Source organism: Caulobacter sp. SRI_008 (genome assembly GCF_057586355.1).
Genome location: NZ_JBYCZS010000005.1, coordinates 38,112 through 59,129 on the forward strand (window position 1 = coordinate 38,112; position 21,018 = coordinate 59,129).

The window sequence follows — 21,018 nt, forward strand, 5'->3', positions numbered from 1 at the left end:
ACGGTTTCGTCCAAGGCCGCCGCTTCCCCTGAGCGCCGAATGCGTTAAACCAGCCTCATGCCCCTCTCGGCGCCGCGCGACGCGGCCGTGATCGATATCGGCTCGAACTCGGTGCGCCTGGTGGTGTACCGGCTGGAAGGCCGCGCCATCTGGACCGTGTTCAACGAGAAGGTGCTCGCCGGCCTTGGCCGCGAACTCGGCTCCAAGAACCGTCTGGCCCCTGATGGCGTCACCCAGACGATGGCGGCGCTGAAGCGCTTCAAGGCGGTGCTGAAGGCCGTGCAGCCGGCCGAGACCTTCGTCGCCGCCACCGCCGCAGTGCGCGAGGCCTCCGACGGTCCGGCCTTCGTCAAGCGGGTGCTGGAAGAGACGGGCCTTTCGATCCGTATTCTGTCGGGCGAGGAAGAGGCCCGCTACGCCGCGCTCGGCGTGCTGGCCGGAACGCCGGACGCCACGGGCGTGGTCGGCGACCTGGGCGGAGCCAGCCTGGAGCTGGTGCGGCTGGAGACGACCGGCGCCGGCCAGGGCGTGACCCTGCCGCTGGGGCCGTTCAGCCTGGGCCTGACCGAAGGCTTCGACGCCGACCGCGTGCGCCGCCTGGCCGCCCAGCGCCTGGCCCCCGTGGCCGAGGCCTTCAAGGCCGACACCTTCCACGCCGTCGGCGGCGCCTGGCGGAACCTGGCTTTGCTGCACATGCGGCTTTCCGGTTACCCGCTGCAGGTGGTGCACCAGTACGAGATCGGCCGCGTCGAGGCCCTGGAGGCCGCGCGCCTGGTGTCGCACCAGTCGAAAAGCTCGCTCGAACGCATCGAGGGCATGTCCAAGAAGCGGATCGAGACCCTACCCTACGCCGCCATCGTGCTGGAAAGCCTGATCGAGCGCCTAGATCTCAAGCGCATCGAGATCTCGGCCTTCGGCGTGCGCGAGGGCCTGCTGTTCGAGGCCATGCCGCCGCGCGTGCGTGGCCTGGACCCGCTGATCGAAGGCTGCGCCTCGCTGACGGCCCGCCAGGGCGTGGCCGACGACCTGGGCGTGGCCCTGCAGACCTGGCTGACGCCGGCCTTCGACAAGCTGGAGCCGCTGTTCGACGGCCGCGACGCGGTGCTGACGGCGGCCGCCTGCCGCCTGGCCGACCTCGGCGCCCGCCTGCACCCCGACCATCGCGCTGATCTGGTGTTCGAGCAGGTGCTGCGCGCCCCGATCGCCGGCCAGACCCACGCCGAACGCGCCTTCCTGGCGGCGGCCGCCTTCGCCCGCCACGCCACGGCCTTCACGCCGCCGGAGCTGGACGTGCTGGAACGCCTGCTCAGCCCCGCCCGCATCAAGCGCGCCCGGGCCCTGGGCGCGGCCATCCGGCTAGGCTGTGACCTGTCGGGCCGCAGCCCGGCCCTGCTGTCGCGCTCACGGTTGACGATCGACAAGAGCGACGTCCAGCTGTCGGCCGAAGAGGGCTATGCGGCCATGCTGCTGGGCGAACAGACCGCCAAGCGGGCCTCGACCCTGGCCCAGGTGCTGAGCCTGAAGCTGAAGATCGCGCCGCTCTAGGCTTTCCTGTCTGAAGGCCGCGACAGCGCGCCGCAGGCGGAACGACGTTCCGCGAGCATGGTTTGTTAGCCACGCCAAGCTGAAGCTCCTCGTCTAAGCACGGGGAGAAAGCCGGCATGCAGAAGCAAGTCGCCTACGAACATCAGGACCAGGTTCAAGCGCCTTCGAGCCCGCCACGGGGCGACATCGTACGATTGGCCAATGCCGGCTCGAAGGCCGTCGAAAGCCCCGCCAGGCGATTGCAGCAGGACGTAGCGACCGCGTTCGGCGCCAAGGAGGGCTGGTCGGTGAAGCGGACCGTCCTGCTCGGCGCGGCCTATCACCTGGTGGTGCTGGGCGCCCTGGGCCTGGCGGCCAGCCAGGCTGTGGTCCACCTGGTGGGCTGACGTCGCCTAGGCGGCGCCCAGCACCCGCACCAGGACGGCGTGCAGGGCGGCGACCTCGAACGGCTTCTCGACGAAGTCCTGCATGCCCGCCGCGCGGCAAGCGGCCATCTCGGCCGGGCTGACCGCGCCGGTCACCGCCACCACCGGCGTCTGCTGGTTGAGGCCGTCGGCGCGCAGCCGGCGGGTGGTGTCCAGCCCGTCGAGGCCGGGCATGTTGACGTCCATCAGCACCACGTCGAAGCGCGTCTCGCCGGCGAGAACCAGCGCGCTTTCGCCGTCAGCCGCCAGGGTGACATCCAGGCCGAAGGCCTCCAGCACCTGGGCCAGGGTGCGGCGGTTGATCTCGTGGTCGTCGACCACCAGGACGGCCGGCGCGTCGTCGAAACCGTCGGCGGACGCGTCCAGCGGCTCTGGCGCGGGCGGCTCCTCGCCGACCGGGGCCGGCAACGTGAGTACGAAGCGCGCCCCGGGTCCCTCGACCGGCTCGGCGGCGAGATCGCCGCCCATCAGGCGGGCCAGATCGCGGCTGATGGCCAGGCCCAGACCCGTGCCGCCGAAGGTTCGGGCGGTGTCGGCGCCCAGCTGGTCGTAGGCGGTGAAGAGCCGCGCCAGCTGTTCCGGACCCAGGCCCGGCCCGGTGTCGGTGACCGCCAGGGTCAGCAGCAGCCCGCCCTCGGCGCGCGGGGTCATCTCCAGCGCCACGCAGATCCGGCCCTCGGGCGTGAACTTGATGGCGTTGGACAGCAGGTTGTTGAGCACCTGGCGCAGACGCACCGGGTCGCCCTTGATCCAGCGCGGCAGGTGGCGACCGCCGGTGAAGCGCAGCGCCAGCCCCTTGTCTCGGGCCTCGGCGCGCCAGAACCGCAGGGTGTCGCAGATCAGGAGGCGCGGCGCGAAGTCGATCGACTCGACGGTCATGCGGCCGGCTTCGATCTTCGACAGGTCGAGCAGGTCGTTGAGCAGGGCCCGCATCATCACGCCGGCGTCGGCGATCAGACCGGCCTTGCCCCGGGCCTGGCCGCGGGAAGTGCGGGCGATCTCGCCGGCCCCGGCCAGGATGGCGCTGAGCGGCGTGCGCAGTTCGTGGCTGACCATGGCGACGAAGGCGCTCTTGGCGGCGTCGGCGGCCACAGCCTGTTCGCGGCGGATCTCGGCGGCCGTCCTCGCCTCGCGCTCGGCCATCAGGGTCTGGCGCGACCAGCCGAAAACCAGCGATGTGACCAGCACCATCAGTCCGCCGCCGATCAGGAAGGCCTTCACACCCACGTCCTCGTGGTTGGCGGCCAGGACCGGCGAGATGAAGAGATAGGCCAGATGCGGCGTGGCGGTGACCGCGAAGGCCATTCGCGACCCCTTGGCCCCCATCAGAGCGGTCATCACCGAGCCGGCCAGAAGCAGAGCGCCGCCAGCCGCGCCGGCGGGCAGGCCCGTTCGCCACAGCGGCACCGCCAGCCAGCCGAACGCGACGGCCAGCAGGAAGTCGGCGCCCAGACAGGCGAGAACCCAGCGGCCCGGATTTCCCTCGAAGCCGCGCAGGGCCACGGCCTGGAGACCTTGCGCCGCGAGACAGGCGAACGCCCAAGGCAGCATGAAGGAAAAGCGCGGCGCCAGGCCGATCGCCGCACAGACCATCGCGATGACAAAGAGACGCAGAGGAATCTGCTGCCGCAGGGCCTTTGCCGGTCTTGCATAACTACGCGCGGCCCTGACCAGCCACGGATCCTGTTCCGCGTACGCCAACTCGACCTAAATCCCCAGTCTTCGGCCGTCCCCACGGCCGACATCTCCGCGACGCCCTTATAGCGCCCGGAGGTCACGATGATTTTGTCAAAACATGTCGGCCAAATGGCCGCTGTGCCGTCTTGCACAAAAGCAGCGCTTGCTCTTCGCGCCGGGTCGGCGACGGCGCAACCCCTTTTGAGTCGCGCCGCCGGAACGACGGTATCAGGCCGGGCGGGGAGCCCGGCGAACCTCGACGACACGGACCTTGGTCCCGTCGAGCACCAGGGCCAGTTCGCCCCGCTTGATCTTCAAGGCGTCCGTGCCGAAGGCGTCGCGACGCCAGCCTTGCAGGGCCGGGGTTTCAGCCTCGTCGTCGGCGGCGATCTTTTCGAGATCCGAGACGGTGGCGATCAGCTTGGACGCCACGCCGGCCTCTTCGGCGCGAGCCTTGAGCAGAACCTTCAGCAGCTCGACCACGGCGCCGGCCGAGGGCGGCGGCGGCGGGCCGGGCTTGTCGACCACGGGGGCGTAGCCCTCGGGATCGGCCAGGGCGGCCTTGATCGCGGCCAGCAGGTCGGGACCGAACTTGCTGCCGCCGAAGCCCTTGGGCACGCCGCGCAGGGTGTTCAGGCCGTCCAGCGAAGTCGGAGCCTGGGTGGCCAGTTCGTCGATGGCCTCGTCCTTGAGGATGCGGCCGCGCGGCTGGTCGCGCTGCTGGGCGGTGCGCTCGCGCCAGGCCGAGACGGCTTTGAACACGGCCAGGTACTTGGCTTGGGTCTTGCGCGGACGCAGGCGGCGCCAGGCCTTTTCCGGATCGACGTCATAGGCGGCCGGATCGCTGAGCGCCTTCATCTCCTCCTCGACCCAGGCCAGGCGGCCCGATTCCTGGAGGCGATCGCGCAGCACCGGGAACAGACGCGCCAGGTGCGTCACGTCGGCCAGGGCGTAGGCCAGCTGGGCGTCGGTCAGCGGGCGGCGCGCCCAGTCGGTGAAGCGGCTCGACTTGTCGATCTCGATCTTCAACATCTGACGCACCAGGGCGTCATAGGCGATCTGCTCGCCGAAACCCGCGGCCATGCCGGCCACCTGGGTGTCGAACAGCGGCGTTGGCATCGCTTTGAGATTGTTGAAGATCTCGACGTCCTGACGGGCGGCGTGAAACACCTTGAGCAGGGTCTCGTCGCGCATCAGTTCGAGCAGCGGCTCGAGGTCGAGGCCGTCCGCCAGCGGGTCGATCACGGCGTCCGAAGACGGCGAAGCGACCTGAATCAAGCAGAGCTTGGGCCAATAGGTGGTCTCGCGCATGAACTCGGTGTCCACGGCGATGAAGGGCTGCCCCTTCAAACCATTACAGAACTCCGCCAGCGCGGCGGTGGTGGTGATCGGCGTCATCGGCTGCTAATAGCCTCGCGCACCCCCGAGTCTGCAAGCGTCAAGCGTTGCGGAGCAGCCACTTTTCTGTCCCAAAGCGCCCGAGAGGGTCCGCGAAGGGCCTGGAACCACAGATGAGCGACCCGATGAGCGATCCGAAGACCGACCAAGCCGGCGGCCTGACCTACGCCCAGGCGGGCGTCGACATCGATGCCGGCAACGCCCTTGTGGACGCCATCAAGCCGCTGGCGAAAGCGACCCGCCGCCCCGGCGCGGAAGCCAGCCTCGGCGGCTTCGGCGCTCTGTTCGACCTGAAGGCGGCCGGCTACGAGGACGCCCTGCTGGTTACGACGACCGACGGCGTCGGCACCAAGCTGCGCATCGCTATCGACGCTGGCATGCACGCCACCGTCGGCATCGACCTGGTGGCCATGTGCGTCAACGACCTGCTGGCGCAGGGCGCCGAGCCGCTGATGTTCCTGGACTACTTCGCCACCGGCAAGCTGGACGTCGAGACCGCCAAGAGCGTGGTCGCCGGCATCGCCGAGGGCTGCAAGCTGGCCGGCGCGGCCCTGGTGGGCGGCGAGACCGCCGAGATGCCGGGCATGTACAATGACGGCGAATACGACCTGGCCGGCTTCTCGGTCGGCGCCGTCGAACGCGACGGCGTCCTGCCCAAGCTCGACAAGCAGCGGGCCGGCGACGTGATCATCGGCATCGGCTCGTCGGGTCCGCACTCGAACGGCTATTCGCTGGTGCGACGCGTGGTCGAGCGTTCGGGCCTGGCCTGGGACGCCCCCTGCCCGTTTGAAGACGGCAAGACGCTGGCCGAGGCCCTGATGGCCCCGACCCGCATCTATGTGAAGTCGATCCTGCCGCTGCTTCAGTCGGGCCGGGTCAAGGGCGGCGCCCACATCACCGGCGGGGGCCTCATCGAGAACCCGCCGCGCTGCATCGCCGAGGGCCTGATCCCGCAGTTCGACTGGAACGCCTGGGCCCTGCCGCCGGTGTTCCAGTGGCTGCAGGAGGTTGGCCAGATCGACGCCCACGAACTGCGCCGCACGTTCAACTGCGGCGTCGGCTTCATCCTGATCGTCGCGCAAGCCGACGTGGAGCCAGTGCTCGCCGCCCTGCTCAACGCCGGCGAAGACGCGTTTGTTTGCGGCCAACTGGCCGCCGCCTAATGGCCACGCGGACCAAGGTCGCCGCCCTGATCTCGGGCCGGGGCTCCAACATGGAGGCCCTGGTCCGCGCCGCCCAGGCTCCGGACTGCCCGTTCGAGATCGCCCTGGTGCTGGCCAACAAAGCTGACGCCGGTGGGCTCGCCACCGCTGAAGCGGCCGGGATCGAGGCGCTGTGCGTCGAAAGCAAGCCGTTCGGCAAGGACCGCGAGGCCCACGAGCGCGCGGTCGACGCGGCCCTGCGTGAGCGCGGGATCGAGGTCATCGCCCTGGCCGGCTACATGCGGATCCTCACGCCTTTCCTGGTCGACGCGTGGGAAGGCCGGATGCTGAACATCCATCCGTCCCTGCTACCCAAGTATCCAGGCCTCGACACCCACGCCCGGGCCATCGCGGCGGGGGATGCGGAGGCCGGCTGCACGGTGCACCTGGTCACGGCCGGGGTGGACGAAGGTCCGATCCTGGGCCAGGCGCGGGTGGCGATCGAGGCTGGCGACGACGATCACGCCCTGGCGGCGCGGGTGCTGAAGGAAGAGCACAGGCTCTATCCGGCGGTGCTGGCGCAGTTCGTGCGGGGGCTTTGAGGGGTCCCCAGCTCTCGCCTCCACCTCTTTGCTTTCCTCGCCCTTGTGGCGAGGATCCATGTGTCCGCCAGCTCAGTTGCGTCCGGACAGGCGCTGACCGCCCAGTTTCCTCCTCCAATTTTTGAGAAGGCTCCGGCATGGATCCTCGCCACAAGGGCGAGGAAGGCGGTTGAGGGCTAAGCGAGACGAAAACGTCGGCTTTTCCGCTGGCCTTCTTTTTTGCCTTCGATCCACGCTCGCCTAATGCAGAGCGAAGAGCGCTACATCGCCGTCTACATCATGGCCAACGAGCCGTTGAAGACGCTGTACATCGGCGCGACAGGCTATCTGACTCGCCGGACCTGGGAGCATCGGGAGGGACTGATCCCAGGCTTCACCAAGAAGTACGGCCTCAAGCGGCTGGTCTGGTATGAATCCCACGAGGACATGGCCACGGCGTTCCAGCGGGAACGGTCACTCAAGCGCTGGCCACGGCAGTGGAAGATCAATCTGATCGAGCGGACGAATCCGTTCTGGGATGATCTTTATCCGGGGCTGGCGTAGCGGCGCCGCTTTAGACCGCACTTAAATCTGCTTTCCTCGCCCTCGTGGCGAGGACCCATGCGTCCGCCTGCTCAGAAGGATCAGACCTTGCGCGGAGCGCCGAGCTTCACCGTCAAGTTCTGAGAACGCCCCACCATGGATCCTCGCCACGAGGGCGAGGAAGGCGGTTGGAGGGGTGGCGAGAAGCAAGAGCCCAGCGAGAAAGACCCCCCAAACAAAAAGGCCGGCGGGTCGCCCCGCCGGCCTTTTCGCAATTCTAAAGCTCGAAAGCCTTAGCCGACGATGTCGGCGTCGGTGAAGAACTGGGCGATTTCGATGCCCGCGTTCTCGAGGCTGTCCGAACCGTGGACCGAGTTTTCGCCGATCGACAGGGCGAACAGCTTGCGGATGGTGCCTTCGGCGGCGTTGTCCGGGTTGGTGGCGCCCATGACTTCGCGGTACTTGGCCACGGCGCCTTCGGCTTCCAGGACCTGCACGACGACCGGCTCGGCGGTCATCTGGGCGACGAGTTCACCGTAGAACGGGCGCTCGGCGTGCACTTCGTAGAACTTCTTGGCCTGAGCTTCGGTCAGGTGGACGCGGCGTTGAGCGACGATGCGCAGGCCGGCTTCCTCGATCACGGCGTTGATCTTGCCGGTGATGTTGCGGCGGGTCGCGTCGGGCTTCAGGATCGAGAAGGTACGTTCGGTCATTCCGAAAATCTCACAGAGAAAGTTTGTGAATTGGGAGGTTGCGGGCTTATAGCCGGGCGCCTCCTCCCCGCCAACCCCGCGTTCCCAACATGCTTCAGATCAACGAACTTACTTTCGACGCCTGGGGACGCCGGTTCTTCGACAAGGCGACCGTCAGCCTGCCTCCCGGCGCCAAGGTCGGCCTGATCGGCCGCAACGGCGTGGGCAAGTCGACGCTGTTCAAGCTGATCCTCGGCCACCTGGTCGCCGCCGGCGACGAGATCAGCATGCCCAAGAACGCCCGCATCGGTTCGGTGGACCAGGAGCACCCGGCCACGCCCGTGACCCTGCTCGACACCGTGCTTGAGGCCGACGAGGAGCGTCACGACCTGCTGACCCGGCTGGAGACCGCCGATCCCGAGGAGATGGGCGAGATCTGGAGCCGGCTGATCGAGATCGACGCCGACTCGGCGCCGTCGCGGGCCTCGGAAATCCTGGCCGGCCTGGGCTTCACCCAGGAAGACCTGCAACGGCCGATGAGCGAGTTCTCGGGCGGCTGGCGGATGCGCGTCGCCCTCGCGGCCGCCCTGTTCGCCGAGCCCGACATGCTGCTGCTCGACGAGCCGACCAACTATCTCGACCTCGAAGGCGCGCTGTGGCTCGAGGCGCGCCTGAAGAAGTATCCGCACACCGCCCTGATCGTCAGCCACGACCGCGAACTGCTCAACAACAGCTGTACGCACATGCTGCACCTGGCCGGCGGCAAGCTGGAGCTCTACACCGGCGGCTACGACGACTTCGAGAAGCGCCGCGCCGAGAAGGCCCGCCTGCAACTGTCGGCCAAGGCCAAGCAGGACGCCGAGCGCGCCCACCTGCAATCCTTCGTCGACCGCTTCAAGGCCAAGGCCTCCAAGGCCGCCCAGGCGCAGTCGCGGATGAAGCGCCTGGCCAAGATGGAGCCGGTGTCCACCACGATCGAGGAGCGCGTCGCGCCCTTCACCCTGCCCTCGCCGCCGCGCCCGCTGCCCCCGCCGCTTATCCGGCTGGAGAAGGCCAATGTCGGCTACGAGCAGGGCCGCGCGATCCTCAAGAACCTCAACCTGCGCATGGACCTGGACGACCGCATCGGTCTTCTCGGCGTCAACGGCGCGGGCAAGTCGACCTTCGCCAAGATGATCGCCGGCGCGCTCGACATCCAGACCGGCGAGTTGCACCGCGACAAGAAGATGAAGGTCGGCTGGTTCCACCAGCACCAGATCGAGGCGATGGACCCCAATGACACCCCGCTGGAGATCGTCCGCCGGGCCATGCCGGACTCCAGCGAATCCTCGCGCCGCTCGCGCCTGGCCCAATGGGGCCTGAACTTCGACAAGCAGGAGACCACGGTCGCCAACCTGTCGGGTGGCGAGCGCGCGCGCCTGCTGCTGAACCTGGTGGCCATGGACGCCCCGCACGTCCTGATCCTCGACGAACCGACCAACCACCTCGACATCGATAGCCGCCGGGCCCTGCTCGACGCCCTGAACGACTACGAGGGCGCGGTGCTGCTGATCACCCACGACCGCTCGCTGATGGAGCTGGTGGCTGACCGCCTGTGGCTGGCGGCCGACGGCAAGGTCGTGCCCTTCGACGGCGACATGGACGACTACGCCAAGTTCGTGCTCGACCGCGCCAAGCAGGCCGTGAAGCCGACCCAGGTGGCGCGCGAACCGGCCAAGGCCGAGACGGCGTCCGCCCCGGCCGCCAAGAAGGTCGCCATCGAGCCGCTGCGCCGCAAGGTCGAGGCGGCCGAGCAGGTGCTGAACCGCAAGACCCGGGATCTCGCCGAACTGGAAGCCCAGCTGGCCGACCCGCAACTCTATGTGAAGACGCCGGCCAAGGTTCCCGAACTGGAGAAGCGCCGCGACAACGCCAAGGCCAAGCTCGACGAGGCCGAGGCCGCGTGGATGGAGCTGGCCGAGCAGCTGGCGGAAGCCGAGGGCTAAGGGCCCACTCGCGGTAAACGTCAATAAACCAAGAGATTTAGCCGTTCCGACAGACCTGCGGTCGTATCCCTTGCGACATGACCGCAGCCCTCGCCAGCCGCAACCACGTCGTCGCCAATCCGGAAGGATTGTCGGCCGGCTGCGTGCTGGAGGCCTTCGCCGCCTGGCTCGACCAGCGCCTGGCCGAGGCCACGCGGCTGGAGATGGACCTTGCGTTCCGCGACCGTCCGTTCGACGTCGAGATCGGCCGCGTCCCGGCCCTGGTCGGCTGGGAGCACCGCTATCTCGCCCCCGGCGCCGAGGCGCCCAAGGGCAAGATGTGGACGGTCTACCGCCTGCACGACCAGACCGGCCGCCCCAGCGAACTGGCGACCGCCCGGGCCAGCGCCGACAAGCTGGAAGACCTGACCCCGCTGCTGGGCGAGCTGGGCTACCTCGGCGTGTTCGACGGCGACGCAGCGATGTTCCCGGGCGTCGGCAAGCGCTAACGGCGCTAGAGTTTGGTGATGCCGGCCCGCTTGAGGGCCTTCTCGATCCCTGGCCAACTCGGCTCCCGCGGTCTCTGCATGGCGTCCAGGTGCATGTTGCGCACGCTGGTCCAGCAGCGCACGCCTTCCTCCATCTCCTGACGAAAGCTGGCCAGTTCCTCGACCGGCGCGTGATGCGCGACAATCTCGACGTCGCGCATGGTTCTCTGGATCAGGGCGACGTTCTGCTCGCAGGCGGCGATGACGCCGCGATAGGCCGCATCGAGCTTGGGATTGCGGGAGGTTCGGCGCAGGCGGGTGCGTGGCGGTTTGGACTTGGGCATGGGATTTCTCCGCTTCGGAGGGATGGAGCGCCTGCGGCGCACCCCCTCAGTCGCTCCGCGACAGCTCCCCCAGAGGGGGAGCATCTGGTGCGACGCCTCTAGATCCTCCCCCTCTGGGGGAGGTGGCCCGGAGGGCCGGAGGGGGTCAGCGCAGGCATGCGATCTCGATCTCCCGTGAAAACTCACGAAAGTTGATGGGGAGGCGCGGAGCGGTCGGGCGGAGCCCGGAGACCGTGATGTTGTTTAGCGTTTCGGCTTCGTCTGACCGCTCCGCCACATCGTAGGCTCGAAGGACCGGGGGCGCGGGTGCTTTTTCAACCCTGGACCCGGTTGTCCCTCGGACGGGCAGGACCAATAGCCCCGCGGTGATCCGGCGGCGCCTCGGCTGATCCTGTTAGGCCGGTTTGAAACGATCCCGGCCCTGTCGACCCGCTCGTTACGTTACGGAACGGCTGGCGGCCCAATCACGCCTTCTGAGCGATCCTGCAAACCCGCCCTTCCCATAACGCCCCAAGCGGCCCCGCTCGATGCGATCTCAGCCGCTAACTCGGGCCGGTACCAAGAGCCCTCCCCATGGCTGGGATGGGGATGATTATGGGGGTGGTTTGAGACCCCGGGGATAAGTTGAGGTTATAAAGTTGTAGGGCGTTGAGTTGGTTCAACTCTTTTCCGATTACGCCGTGCGAGCAGCGTGCGTAAGGCCGCCCCAACTCCGTAAAATCCCCGCGAAAGCGGGGACCCAGGTGTTTTATCGTCGAGCGCCGCGGGTTTCAGAAAAAGCCTGGGTCCCCGCTTGCGCGGGGATTTTACGGGAGAAGGGATCGAGATGGGACCGCCAGCGGTGTAGCCCCTCACCCTCCCACGCTTCGCGTGGGCCCCTCCCTCTCCCTATGGGAGAGGTTTTGGCGCGGCGGGTTTGAGCGTGATCGAGGTCACCGCCGCCCCTCCTTCTGAGCGGAGGATCAGGGTGTTGGTTCCGGCCTGTAACGCCGCCGTCCCACCGGATCGCACCGCCGCGCCGCCGTTGGCCGTCAACGTCATAGGCCCCTGCCCCACGATGTTGACCGCGTAGGCCCCTGCCCGTTCCGCCGTCACCGTGTAGCGCAGCCATTCGCCCGCGGTGAAGTCGGTGACGCTCTGGCCGTCGCGGGCGATGTCGACGCCGTCGTTGCGATAGGTGCGGCCGTTGTTCCAGGGAGTACGGTCGGCGCCGGTGGCGACGTGGTAGTTGGCGGCGTCGGCGTCCCAGTAGGCCTTGCCGATGACGCCGAGGTCGTAGTCGACGGCGGCGATGGTTCCGCCCTTGGCGGTGACGCGGTGAGGCTTGAAAGGGTGGGTAGCGTCGTCGTGCGGCTGGCGCAGCATGGCGTCAAGCACGTCGGGGTGGCGCAGGTTGTTCTCGAACCGCACGTCGCGGGAGGCCAGCGTCATCAGCACGGCGTAAGCCTGGTCGGCCTGGACCGGGGTCTTGGCCTCGCCGGTCAGGGTGGCGACGACGGCGTCGTAGTCGGGGCCGACCTGGACCTCGAGCGGCTGGTTGAAGCCGATCTTCTTCAGCGGCCAGAAGGCCCAGCCGATCCCATGGCCCTCGACCAGGCGGATGGCGTCGGCGAACCAGACGTTGGAGTTCTCGCCCGACTCCCCGAGCCACACCGGCAGACCGGTCTGCTCGCGCAGTTTCAGGATCGGCTCGACCGAGGCCTGGTCATTGCGGTTCCAGTACTTGTGGAACGACAGGGCCAGATTGCCGTCCCAGGGCTTTCCCAATCCCTTGTAGTTGTTGCCCCAGCAGTTGCCCTCGATGATGACGAGATGGCGCTGGTCGACCTCGCGGATCGCCGCCGTGATCCGGCGCTGGAAGTCCCAGAGCAGCGCCTGGGTCTCATCGGCGCAGCCGTTGCCCGACGCCTTCCTGTCGAAGTCCCAGTTGGGTTCGTTGAGCACGTCGTAGGCGGCGATGGCCGGCTCGTCCTTGTAGCGTTCGGCCAGTTTCCGCCAGAGGGCGATGGTCTTGCGCTGGTTCTCGGGGCTCTCCCACAGCGACGGCTTGGCCGGATCGCGGTCGGAGATGGCGAGATCATTGCCCTGCCCGCCCGGCGCGGCGTGCAGATCCAGGATCAGGTGCATGCCGTTGGCCTTGGTCCAGGCCAGGAGGTCGTCGATGCGCTTGAAGCCGTCCTCTTTCCAGGTGTCGGCGCCGGGCACGCGCTCCTGATCGGCCGGCAGGGTCAGGAGGGCGTAGTGCATCGGCAGGCGCACGGAGTTGAAGCCGGCGGCGGCCATGTAGTCGATGTCGGCCTTGGTGGTGTGGTTGTCGAGCCAGGCCGTGTGGATCGCGGCCTCGCGCTGCGGGCCGACCAGGGCGGCGATGCGGGCGCGGATGACGTGCTCCTGGCCGAGCTTGGACAGGCGCAGCATGTAGCCCTCCTGCAGCATCCAGCCGCCCAGGCCCATGCCGCGCAGGACGACGGGCGCGTCGGTCTCGTCGATGATGCGATCGCCCTGGGCCTTGAGCCACTGCGGGCCGGGAGGCGGCGGCGCTTCGGCGGCGAGCGCGGTCGAGACGGCGAGCAGAGACGCGGCGGCGGCCAGGACGGCGGCGAACTTCATGGACGAACTCCCCAGCGCGCGCGGCTGGTTGAGAGGTCGCCGCTGCGTCGCGGGCGGAGTTGGCCCGGGGACTCTGATTTTGTCCAGATAGACGCCGTATTTGTCCATGAGGACAAATGGTTAGGGGGAATTCTGGAGGTGGGCGGCGCTAGTTCTTCAAGCAGCAAAATCGCCCGTCATCCCGGCCGTAGCGAAGCGAAGAGCCGGGACCCAGGGGCGGCGCGCAATGAGGCGGCGACCGCTGGCAGCACGAACCTTATCGCGGCGCCCAGTCCCCTGGGTCCCGGATAAGCGCTTCGCGCTTTCCGGGATGACGATCTTCTTGAGAGCTGTGAGGGAGGAAGCCCCTCAGCCGCACTTCACCTGCTGGACCACGCCCGTGTCCGGATTGAACAGGATGTTCAGGCGGTCGGCGCGGTAGTCCATGGTCACCGGGCAGGTGGTGCAGGCCACGCGCCAGCGGGAGGGATCGACCGGGGCCGGCAGTTCGGTGCGGTTCTTGCCGACGAAGGCTTGAGCGTCCTTCAGGCCGCACTGGTCCTTTTCGGGTTCCGGCGGCTTGGGCAGGGCGATGGCCGGCGGGGCGACCGGGGTTTCGGGCGGCGGCGGCGGGGCGGGTTCGGGCGCGCCGGTCGAGCAGGCCGCCAGGACCATGGCCGCGCCGAACATCACGCCAAACCGCTTCACGAACCGCGTCATGCCTTCTTCTCCCATCCGCGTTCGGCCTGCTGCCAGTAGGACACCGGGTGGCCGGCCGCCTTGAACGCCTTCCAACGGCCCCGCGCCAGCCGCAGGGCCTCTTCGTCACGACCGTCGAACAGCAGGATGCAGCGCGTGAACGCGGCAAGGTCCCCCGGCTCGGCGCCGTCGAGCAGGAACAACGCGTCCCCGCCGTTCGGGTTGTCGAGACCGGCGCTGAGCAGCACCGGCTGGCGCTCGGCCAGGGGCTCCTCGGCCATGCCGTGCGGCAGGAAGCTGTCGTCGCGAAAGGTCCAGAGGTGGGCGTCCAGCGCGTTGAGGCGCGCCGGGTCCCCGCCCCGGACCAGAGCCTTCCAGCCGCGCCCCAGGGTCTTTTCCAAGAGCTCGGGCAGCACCTGTTCGGCGCTGCTTCGCTCCAGATGGTAGAACCAGATCTCGCAGGGCGCGGCTGACATGCGTGACGTCAGCCTTCGTAGGCGTCGGCGACGAGGCGGTTGAGCAGGCGCACGCCGAAGCCGGCCGCGCCGTCGGGCACGGTCGGATCGGCCGAGCCCTTGCGCCAGGCGGTCGAGGCGATGTCGAGGTGGGCCCACGGCACGCCGTTGACGAAGCGCTGCAGGAACAGGCCGGCCGTGATCGAGCCGGCCGGACGCCCGCCGATGTTCTTCATGTCGGCGATCGGGCTTTCGATCTGCTTCTCGTAGGCCTTGGGCAGCGGCAGGCGCCACAGCGGCTCGCGCTCGGACTCGCCGGCGGCCAGCAGCTTCTCCGACAGGCCGTCGTTGTTGCTGAACAGGCCCGCATAGTCGTTGCCCAGCGAGATGATGATCGCGCCGGTCAGGGTGGCCAGGTCGATCATGAACTTCGGCTTGAAGCGCTCCTGGGTGTACCAGAGGGCGTCGGCCAGGACGAGGCGGCCTTCGGCGTCGGTGTTGATGACCTCGATGGTCTGGCCCGACATCGAGGTGACCACGTCGCCGGGGCGCTGGGCGTTACCGTCGGGCATGTTCTCGACCAGGCCGAGCACGCCGATGGCGTTGACCTTGGCCTTGCGGCCGGCCAGGGCGTGCATGACGCCGGCCACGGCGGCCGCGCCGCCCATGTCCCACTTCATGTCTTCCATGCCCTCGGCGGGCTTGATCGAGATGCCGCCGGTGTCGAAGCAGACGCCCTTGCCGACGAAGGCGATCGGCTGGGCCGACTTGTCGGCCGCACCGTTCCACTTGGCGATGACCAGCTGGCTCTCGCGGACGCTGCCCTGGCCGACGCCCAGCAGCGAGCCCATGCCGAGCTTGGCCATTTCGGCTTCGCCGAGGATCTCGACTTCCAGGCCCAGGCTCTCGAGGCCCTTCACGCGGGCGGCGAACTCTTCCGGATGCAGGATGTTGGCCGGCTCGGAGACCAGGTCGCGGCTGAACAGGATGGCGTCGGCCAGCGGCTCGAGGGCGGCGAAGGCCTTCTGGGCCTTGGCCGGATCGGCGGCGGCGACCTTCACTGTAGCGACCGAGGGCTTCTTCTCGGCCTTCTCGGTGGTGCGGTACTTGTCGAAGCGGTAGGCGGCCAGCTTGACGCCGAAGGCGACGCGGGCGGCGGTCTCGGCGTCGCCGCCGAGCTTGAGCAGCAGCTCGGTGACGCCCGAGGTCTTGACCGCGCCATAGGCATGGGCGGCGGCGATCTCGACGGTCTCCGGCTCGACCACGCCCGAACCGTCGACGCCGATCACCACCACGCGGGCGGCGTCGAGGCCGGCCGGGGCGACGATGTCGAGCACCTGGCCCTTGGCGCCGATGAAGCGGCCGCCGGCCGCGGCGCGGACGATGGCCCCGCCGGCGGCGTCGTTGACCGCCTTGGCCTCGGGCGAAAGGGCGGCGGCCTCGTAGGCGAGGACGGCGATGGCGGCGTTGGCGCCGGCCTGGCTGTCGGCGGGGACGAACTCGATACGCATGGAGCGCTCCTGGGAAGCGGAAAGCCCGGTCGCGGCGCGGCCTCAAGAAGGCCGCGATCCGACGCGACAGGACGTGAACGCCCGGCATAGTCCATGCCGATCCTTGGGAAAAGACCGTCGCCGTTCACAGCCCCGTCACGCCGTCCCAACGCCGTCCCACATCATGTCTTCGGTTGTGCCAAGCCGAGCCAGACGTGTAGAACACGCCCACGCCGGGGTTCGCCGCGCGAATCCGTGAAGCCCCCGAAACCACCCCCTGCATGCGCCTGATCGAACGCTATCTTTTCCGACAGCTGGTCGGGCCGAGCCTCCTGGCCATCGCGGCCCTGGCGGCGCTGGCCCTGCTCGCCCGAAGCCTGTCGGAATTCGACATCCTGGTCGAGCAGCGCCAGACCGCGCTGATCTTCGCCAAGATGATCCTGCTGGCCCTGCCGCAGCTGCTCAACATCATCATGCCGATCGCACTGTTCGTGGCCGCCCTGGTGGCCCTGAACCGTCTGCATACCGAGCAAGAGATCGTCGTCTGCTTCGCCGGCGGCATGAGTCGCTGGCGGGTGATCTCGCCGGCCATGCGGCTGGCGGTCGGCGCGACCCTGGTGTCGCTGGCGCTGGGTCTCTGGGCGCAGCCGTGGTCGGCGCGACTGATCCGCGAGACGGCCTACGACATGAAGACGGACCTGGCCTCGACCCTGGTGCGCCCCGGCGAGTTCACAGAGCCCGGCCCCGGCCTGACGGTCTACGCCCAGTCGATCGACCGCGACAACCTGATCAAGAACCTGTTCATCCACCAGGAAAAGCCCAACGGCGGCTCGGTGACCTACACGGCCCGCGAAGGCGTCATCGCCAAGCGCAACGGCCTGCCGGTGCTGATCATGCGCAAGGGCTCGAACCAGGAATTCGCCAGCAACGGCGTGCTGAACTACCTGTCGTTCGAGGAATATGTGTTCGACCTGTCGAGCCTGTTCCAGAGCGACGAGCTGCTGCACTACAAGATCGCCGACCGCTATCCGCACGAGCTGTTCTTTCCCGACCTGACCCAAGAGTGGGAGCAGCACAACCGCGTGAAGCTGATCGCCGAGGGACACTCGCGCCTGTCCAGCCCGCTCTACAACCTCGCCATGATGGCCATGGCCCTGGCGGCCGTGATCGGCGGCTCGTTCAGCCGCATGGGCTACGCCAAGCGGATCGCCGCGGTCGGCGCGGCCGCGGCGGTGGTGCGCATCCTCGGCTTCGGCGTGCAGGCGGCCTGCGACGACGCCGTGTGGCTGAACGTGCTGCAATACGCCGTGCCGATCGCCGCCACCTGGTGGGGCCTGGCCCAGATCTTCCGCCAGAAGGTCATGCGCTACGTGGCCCTCGGCGCGCATCGCGACGACCTCCAGCCGATGGGAGCCGCCTCGTGATCGGCCCGGGGATGATCGAGCGCTACGTGCTGCGCAAGACGCTGGCCTCGCTGGGCGCGGCCCTGGCCGTGCTGGGCGCGCTGGTGATGCTGATCGCCTTCGTCGACATCAGCCGCAACGTCGGCACGCGATCGGAAGACGCGGGCTTTGGCCAACTGCTGTACCTGACCCTTCTGCAGGCCCCCGCCACCCTGCTGACCCTGACGCCGTTCATCTTCCTGTTCGGCACGCTGGGCGCGTTCGTCGGCCTCAACCGCCGCAGCGAGCTGATCGCCATGCGGGCGGCGGGCGTCTCGGCCTGGCGGTTCATCCTGCCGGCGGCGTTCGCGGCCTTCGCGATGGGCGTGGTGACCGTCACCCTGCTCAACCCGCTGACCGCGGCGATGAGCGCCCGCTTCGAGACCGAGCGCGACGCCCTGCTGGCCGGCTACCTCAAGGAAGCGCCCAAGGGCGCCTGGCTGCGCCAGGGCGACACCAAGCGCCAGATCGTCATCCGAGCCCGCATGCGCGACAGCGTGGGCGGCACGGTGCGCCTGCGCGGCGTGTCGTTCTTCGTCTACGACGTCCAGCCCAACGACACCCTGATCTTCAAGGAGCGCTACGAGGCGGCCGAAGCGCGGCTGGAGCCGGGCTTTTGGCGCCTGACCGGCGTCAGCGTGGCCACGCCGGGCGTCGGCGCCATGCGCACCGAAAGCGTCACCGTGCCGTCGGACCTCGACGAGCGCACGGCGGCCGACCGCTTCAAGAACCCGCAGGCCGTAGCCTTCTGGCGCCTGCCCGAGACCATCGCCCGCACCGAAGCCGCCGGCTTCTCGGCCACGCCGTTCAAGCTGCGCCTGCAGCAGATCCTGGCCACGCCGCTGCTGTTCGCGGCGATGTCGGTGCTGGCGGCGGCCTTTTCGCTGCGCCTGATGCGCCTGGGGGGCCTGGCGGCCCTGGCCGGCTCTGGCGTCGCGCTCGGTTTCGGCTTCTTCTTCTTCAACGAACTCTGCGGCGCGCTCGGCAAGGCCGATCTCCTGGGGCCGATCCTGGCCGCCTGGACCCCGCCGGCCGCGGCGCTTTTGGCGGGGCTGACCCTGCTTTGCTATACCGAGGATGGTTGAGTCTGTGACGCCGGCATCGAGGCCCCTGATGATCGATCTAAGCCCAGCGCCCGGCGCGGCGGTTCGCAAGCTGCTGATGGCCGGCGTCGCGTGGCTGGCGTTCGCCGCCAGCGGCGCGCACGCGGCCCAGCCGTCCCTGGCGAGCGTGCCCGAGGTTCCGGCCAAGCCGGCCGCGGCCGACGACGGCCTCGGCGACGACGGCTACTATCTCGAATCCGACCTGCTGATCCGCGACGACGTGGCCCAGACCATGACCGCCCAGGGATCGGTGGAGGTGCGCTACCAGGGCCGCGTGCTGCGCGCCCAGGAAGTGATCTACGACACCAAGACCGGCGTGGTCACCGCCCACGGCAAGGTGCAGCTGATCAACGCCGACGGCACGGCCCAGTTCGCCGACGACCTGACGCTGGACAAGGACATGCGCGCCGGCTTCGCGCGCAACTTCTCCACGCGCCTGGACAAGAACGTGAAGATCGCGGCCGCCACCGCCATCCGCCGCAACGAGCAGGTCACCGAACTCAACCAGGCGATCTACACCCCCTGCGACGTCTGCGCCGAGAAGCCGACCCCCACCTGGTCGATCGAGGCCGACAAGGTGGTGCAGGATAAGTCCAAGAAGATCGTCTACTACCACGGGGCCCGCATCCGCCTGTGGGGCGCGCCGCTGCTGTACCTGCCGCTGTTCTGGCACCCGGACCCGCAGGCCGAGCGCAGCTCGGGCTTCCTGACGCCGAAGGTCGGCCTCTCGAAGAAGCGCGGCCTGTCCTACCAGCAGCCCTATCTGCAGGTCATCTCGCCGTCTTCGGATGTCGTGCTAAGCCCTCAAATCAACACGAAAATTAATCCGTTCCTCAACGTCAATTACCGCAAGCGCTTCTACTCGGGCATGCTCGAGGCGCGCATGGGGGCGACGTACGAGAAGGAGTTCGACAACAAGGGCAACCGCTTCGGCGACGCGACCACCCGCAGCTACATCCTGGCCAAGGGCGCGTTCGACATCGACGAAAATTGGAAGTGGGGCTTCAGCGCCGAGCGCGCCTCCGACGCCCTGCTGTTCGACAAGTACGACATCAACGACGTCTACGAGCAGCGCGGCCTGTTCACGAGCGAGGATCACCGCCTGACCTCGCAGATCTACGCCTCGCGGCAGGACACGCGGTCGTGGTTCTCGGTCTCGGCCGTCTCGGTGCAGGGCCTGCGGGTCGTGGGCACCGATTCCACCACGGGCCTGGGCAACAAGTTCGAGAACAGCGGGGCCTTCCCGTTCATCGGCCCGCTGGTCGAAGGCCGCTGGGAGCCGGAATCGCCGGTGCTGTTCGGCCGCCTTCGCCTGCAAGGCTCGGGCGTGGTGCTGAACCGCTCCGAATCGCAATTCGGCGAGTCGCCCTACTCCTCGGCCATGCAGACGGCCTATCGTGGCCAGAACGGCGTCGACAGCGCCCGCGGCAGCTTCCAGGCCGACTGGCGCGCCAGCGCCGTGGTCGGTCCCGGCCTGCGTATCCAGCCCTTCGCCCAAGCCCGCGCCGACGCCTACAACATCAAGGGCGTCTATCTGACGACCGCGGCCCTGGCCGCCGGCGACGACGCTGAGATCAGCTATTCGCGCACCCTGGGCGTGGCCGGCGTCGACTTGAGCCTGCCGCTCTACAAGGGCCTGAAGAACGGCGGCAGCGTCATCATCGAGCCGATCGTGCAGCTGGCGACGGGCTCGGACAGCTCGCGCGTGCCCGTGGTCGTCGCCCGCGACGGGACCACGACCTACCTCTACAACGAGGACAGTTCGGCCTTCGAGTTCGACGAGACCAACCTGTTCCGCACCAACAAGTCGCCGGGCTTCGATCTCTACGAGGGCGGCACCCGGGCCAATGTGGGTGGTCGCGCGACCTTCACCACGGCCGACGGCCGCGGCGGCAGCATCCTGATCGGCCGCAGCTTCCGCACCGAGTACGACCCGCTGCTGCCGGAACGCACCGGCCTGCAGGAAAAGTCGTCCGACTGGATCGTGGCGGCCACGGTCACGCCGGTGAAGGGCGTCAACGCCTATGTCCGCACCCGCCTGGATTCGGACACCACCGAGATCAACCGCATCGAAACCGGCATGGACGCCTCCACGGCGCGCCTGCAGGGCTCGTTCCGCTATCTGAAGGACACGGTCGACTCCAACGGCGAGCGGCAGGAAAACTTCGAGACGCGGGGCCAGCTGAAGCTGACCAGCAAGTGGGCCCTGACGGCCTTTGGCCAGCTCGACCTGGTGGCCGAAACCTGGCGTCGCCGCGACCTGGGCGTCGCCTACACGGACGATTGCATCCGCATCGACATCATCTACCAACACGAAGACCGCTATAGCTCGACGGTGACGGGCCTGAAGCTCCAGCCCGACGAGTCGATCGTGGTCCGCCTAACCCTCGCCACATTGGGTGATACAGGGTACAGCGACTGATTATTCCATCGCGCCGGGG

The 21,018-nt window shown here is 68.3% G+C and carries 18 protein-coding genes; 10 read left to right on the top strand and 8 right to left on the bottom strand.

From position 1 onward, the window contains the following. Nucleotides 1-57: 57 nt before the first annotated feature. Nucleotides 58-1,545, top strand: a complete 1,488-nt coding sequence (locus AC2YHT_RS06085; protein ID WP_487288690.1) for a Ppx/GppA phosphatase family protein — start codon at nt 58-60, stop codon at nt 1,543-1,545. A gap of 116 nt (nt 1,546-1,661) precedes the next feature. Continuing rightward, entirely contained in the window at nt 1,662-1,931 is a 270-nt protein-coding gene (locus AC2YHT_RS06090; RefSeq protein WP_487288691.1) for a hypothetical protein, read from the top strand. Between the two features lie 6 nt (nt 1,932-1,937). Here AC2YHT_RS06090 and AC2YHT_RS06095 read toward each other — a convergent pair whose 3' ends face one another. Both AC2YHT_RS06095 and rnd read right to left on the bottom strand, forming a co-directional pair. Further along, nucleotides 1,938-3,521, bottom strand: coding sequence for a response regulator (locus AC2YHT_RS06095; protein WP_487288692.1), 1,584 nt, complete (start codon nt 3,519-3,521; stop codon nt 1,938-1,940). A gap of 354 nt (nt 3,522-3,875) precedes the next feature. Then, nucleotides 3,876-5,045 (bottom strand): ribonuclease D, encoded by a 1,170-nt coding sequence (gene rnd / locus AC2YHT_RS06100; RefSeq protein ID WP_110121262.1) that lies wholly within the window; start codon nt 5,043-5,045, stop codon nt 3,876-3,878. A 125-nt stretch (nt 5,046-5,170) separates the two neighbouring features. On the opposite strand from rnd, the gene purM reads away from it, so the two are divergent. From purM to AC2YHT_RS06115, 3 genes are all read left to right on the top strand, one after another. Next, the gene (purM, locus tag AC2YHT_RS06105; protein WP_487288838.1) at nt 5,171-6,208 is read left to right on the top strand and encodes a phosphoribosylformylglycinamidine cyclo-ligase; all 1,038 of its coding nucleotides are present in this window, start codon (nt 5,171-5,173) and stop codon (nt 6,206-6,208) included. Continuing rightward, nucleotides 6,208-6,789, top strand: a complete 582-nt coding sequence (gene purN / locus AC2YHT_RS06110; RefSeq protein ID WP_487288693.1) for a phosphoribosylglycinamide formyltransferase — start codon at nt 6,208-6,210, stop codon at nt 6,787-6,789. Before purM ends, purN begins: the two co-directional genes overlap by 1 nt. A 243-nt stretch (nt 6,790-7,032) precedes the next feature. Then, nucleotides 7,033-7,332 (top strand): GIY-YIG nuclease family protein, encoded by a 300-nt coding sequence (locus AC2YHT_RS06115; protein WP_487288694.1) that lies wholly within the window; start codon nt 7,033-7,035, stop codon nt 7,330-7,332. 272 nt (nt 7,333-7,604) lie between these two features. On the opposite strand, the gene ndk is transcribed toward AC2YHT_RS06115, so the two are convergent. Next, a complete protein-coding gene (gene ndk / locus AC2YHT_RS06120) occupies nt 7,605-8,024 on the bottom strand; it encodes a nucleoside-diphosphate kinase (protein ID WP_058350417.1) in 420 nt (139 codons plus the stop codon). 89 nt (nt 8,025-8,113) lie between these two features. Between ndk and AC2YHT_RS06125 the strand changes: the two genes are divergently transcribed. Together AC2YHT_RS06125 and AC2YHT_RS06130 are read left to right on the top strand one after the other, a co-directional pair. Beyond that, nucleotides 8,114-9,988, top strand: coding sequence for an ABC-F family ATP-binding cassette domain-containing protein (locus tag AC2YHT_RS06125; protein ID WP_487288696.1), 1,875 nt, complete (start codon nt 8,114-8,116; stop codon nt 9,986-9,988). 77 nt (nt 9,989-10,065) lie between these two features. Further along, nucleotides 10,066-10,476: a hypothetical protein gene (locus tag AC2YHT_RS06130; RefSeq protein ID WP_110121266.1), complete on the top strand. Its 411-nt coding sequence runs from the start codon at nt 10,066-10,068 to the stop codon at nt 10,474-10,476. Nucleotides 10,477-10,481: 5 nt separating this feature from the next. Here AC2YHT_RS06130 and AC2YHT_RS06135 read toward each other — a convergent pair whose 3' ends face one another. From AC2YHT_RS06135 to AC2YHT_RS06155, 5 genes are all read right to left on the bottom strand, one after another. Then, a complete protein-coding gene (locus tag AC2YHT_RS06135; protein WP_487288698.1) occupies nt 10,482-10,799 on the bottom strand; it encodes a hypothetical protein in 318 nt (105 codons plus the stop codon). Between the two features lie 888 nt (nt 10,800-11,687). Further along, complete coding sequence (locus AC2YHT_RS06140) at nt 11,688-13,409, bottom strand: cellulase family glycosylhydrolase (protein ID WP_487288699.1); 1,722 nt, start codon at nt 13,407-13,409, stop codon at nt 11,688-11,690. A 348-nt stretch (nt 13,410-13,757) separates the two neighbouring features. Then, on the bottom strand, nt 13,758-14,108 hold the full coding sequence (locus AC2YHT_RS06145; RefSeq protein ID WP_199228291.1) for a peptidase inhibitor I78: 351 nt from the start codon (nt 14,106-14,108) through the stop codon (nt 13,758-13,760). Next, a complete protein-coding gene (locus tag AC2YHT_RS06150) occupies nt 14,105-14,563 on the bottom strand; it encodes a DNA polymerase III subunit chi (protein WP_110117847.1) in 459 nt (152 codons plus the stop codon). The genes AC2YHT_RS06145 and AC2YHT_RS06150 overlap by 4 nt, the downstream gene beginning before the upstream one ends. 8 nt (nt 14,564-14,571) lie before the next feature. Further along, nucleotides 14,572-16,053 carry a leucyl aminopeptidase gene (locus AC2YHT_RS06155; RefSeq protein ID WP_487288700.1) on the bottom strand — a complete coding sequence of 494 codons (1,482 nt, stop codon included), beginning with the start codon at nt 16,051-16,053 and terminating at the stop codon, nt 14,572-14,574. Nucleotides 16,054-16,313: 260 nt separating this feature from the next. Between AC2YHT_RS06155 and lptF the strand changes: the two genes are divergently transcribed. The 3 genes from lptF to AC2YHT_RS06170 are packed head-to-tail and all read left to right on the top strand — an operon-like array spanning nt 16,314 to nt 20,999. After that, nucleotides 16,314-17,456, top strand: coding sequence for an LPS export ABC transporter permease LptF (lptF, locus tag AC2YHT_RS06160; RefSeq protein ID WP_487288701.1), 1,143 nt, complete (start codon nt 16,314-16,316; stop codon nt 17,454-17,456). Next, nucleotides 17,453-18,559 (top strand): LPS export ABC transporter permease LptG, encoded by a 1,107-nt coding sequence (gene lptG / locus AC2YHT_RS06165; RefSeq protein WP_487288702.1) that lies wholly within the window; start codon nt 17,453-17,455, stop codon nt 18,557-18,559. Before lptF ends, lptG begins: the two co-directional genes overlap by 4 nt. A gap of 28 nt (nt 18,560-18,587) precedes the next feature. Further along, the gene (locus tag AC2YHT_RS06170; RefSeq protein WP_487288703.1) at nt 18,588-20,999 is read left to right on the top strand and encodes an LPS-assembly protein LptD; all 2,412 of its coding nucleotides are present in this window, start codon (nt 18,588-18,590) and stop codon (nt 20,997-20,999) included. The last annotated feature ends 19 nt before the right edge of the window (nt 21,000-21,018 follow it).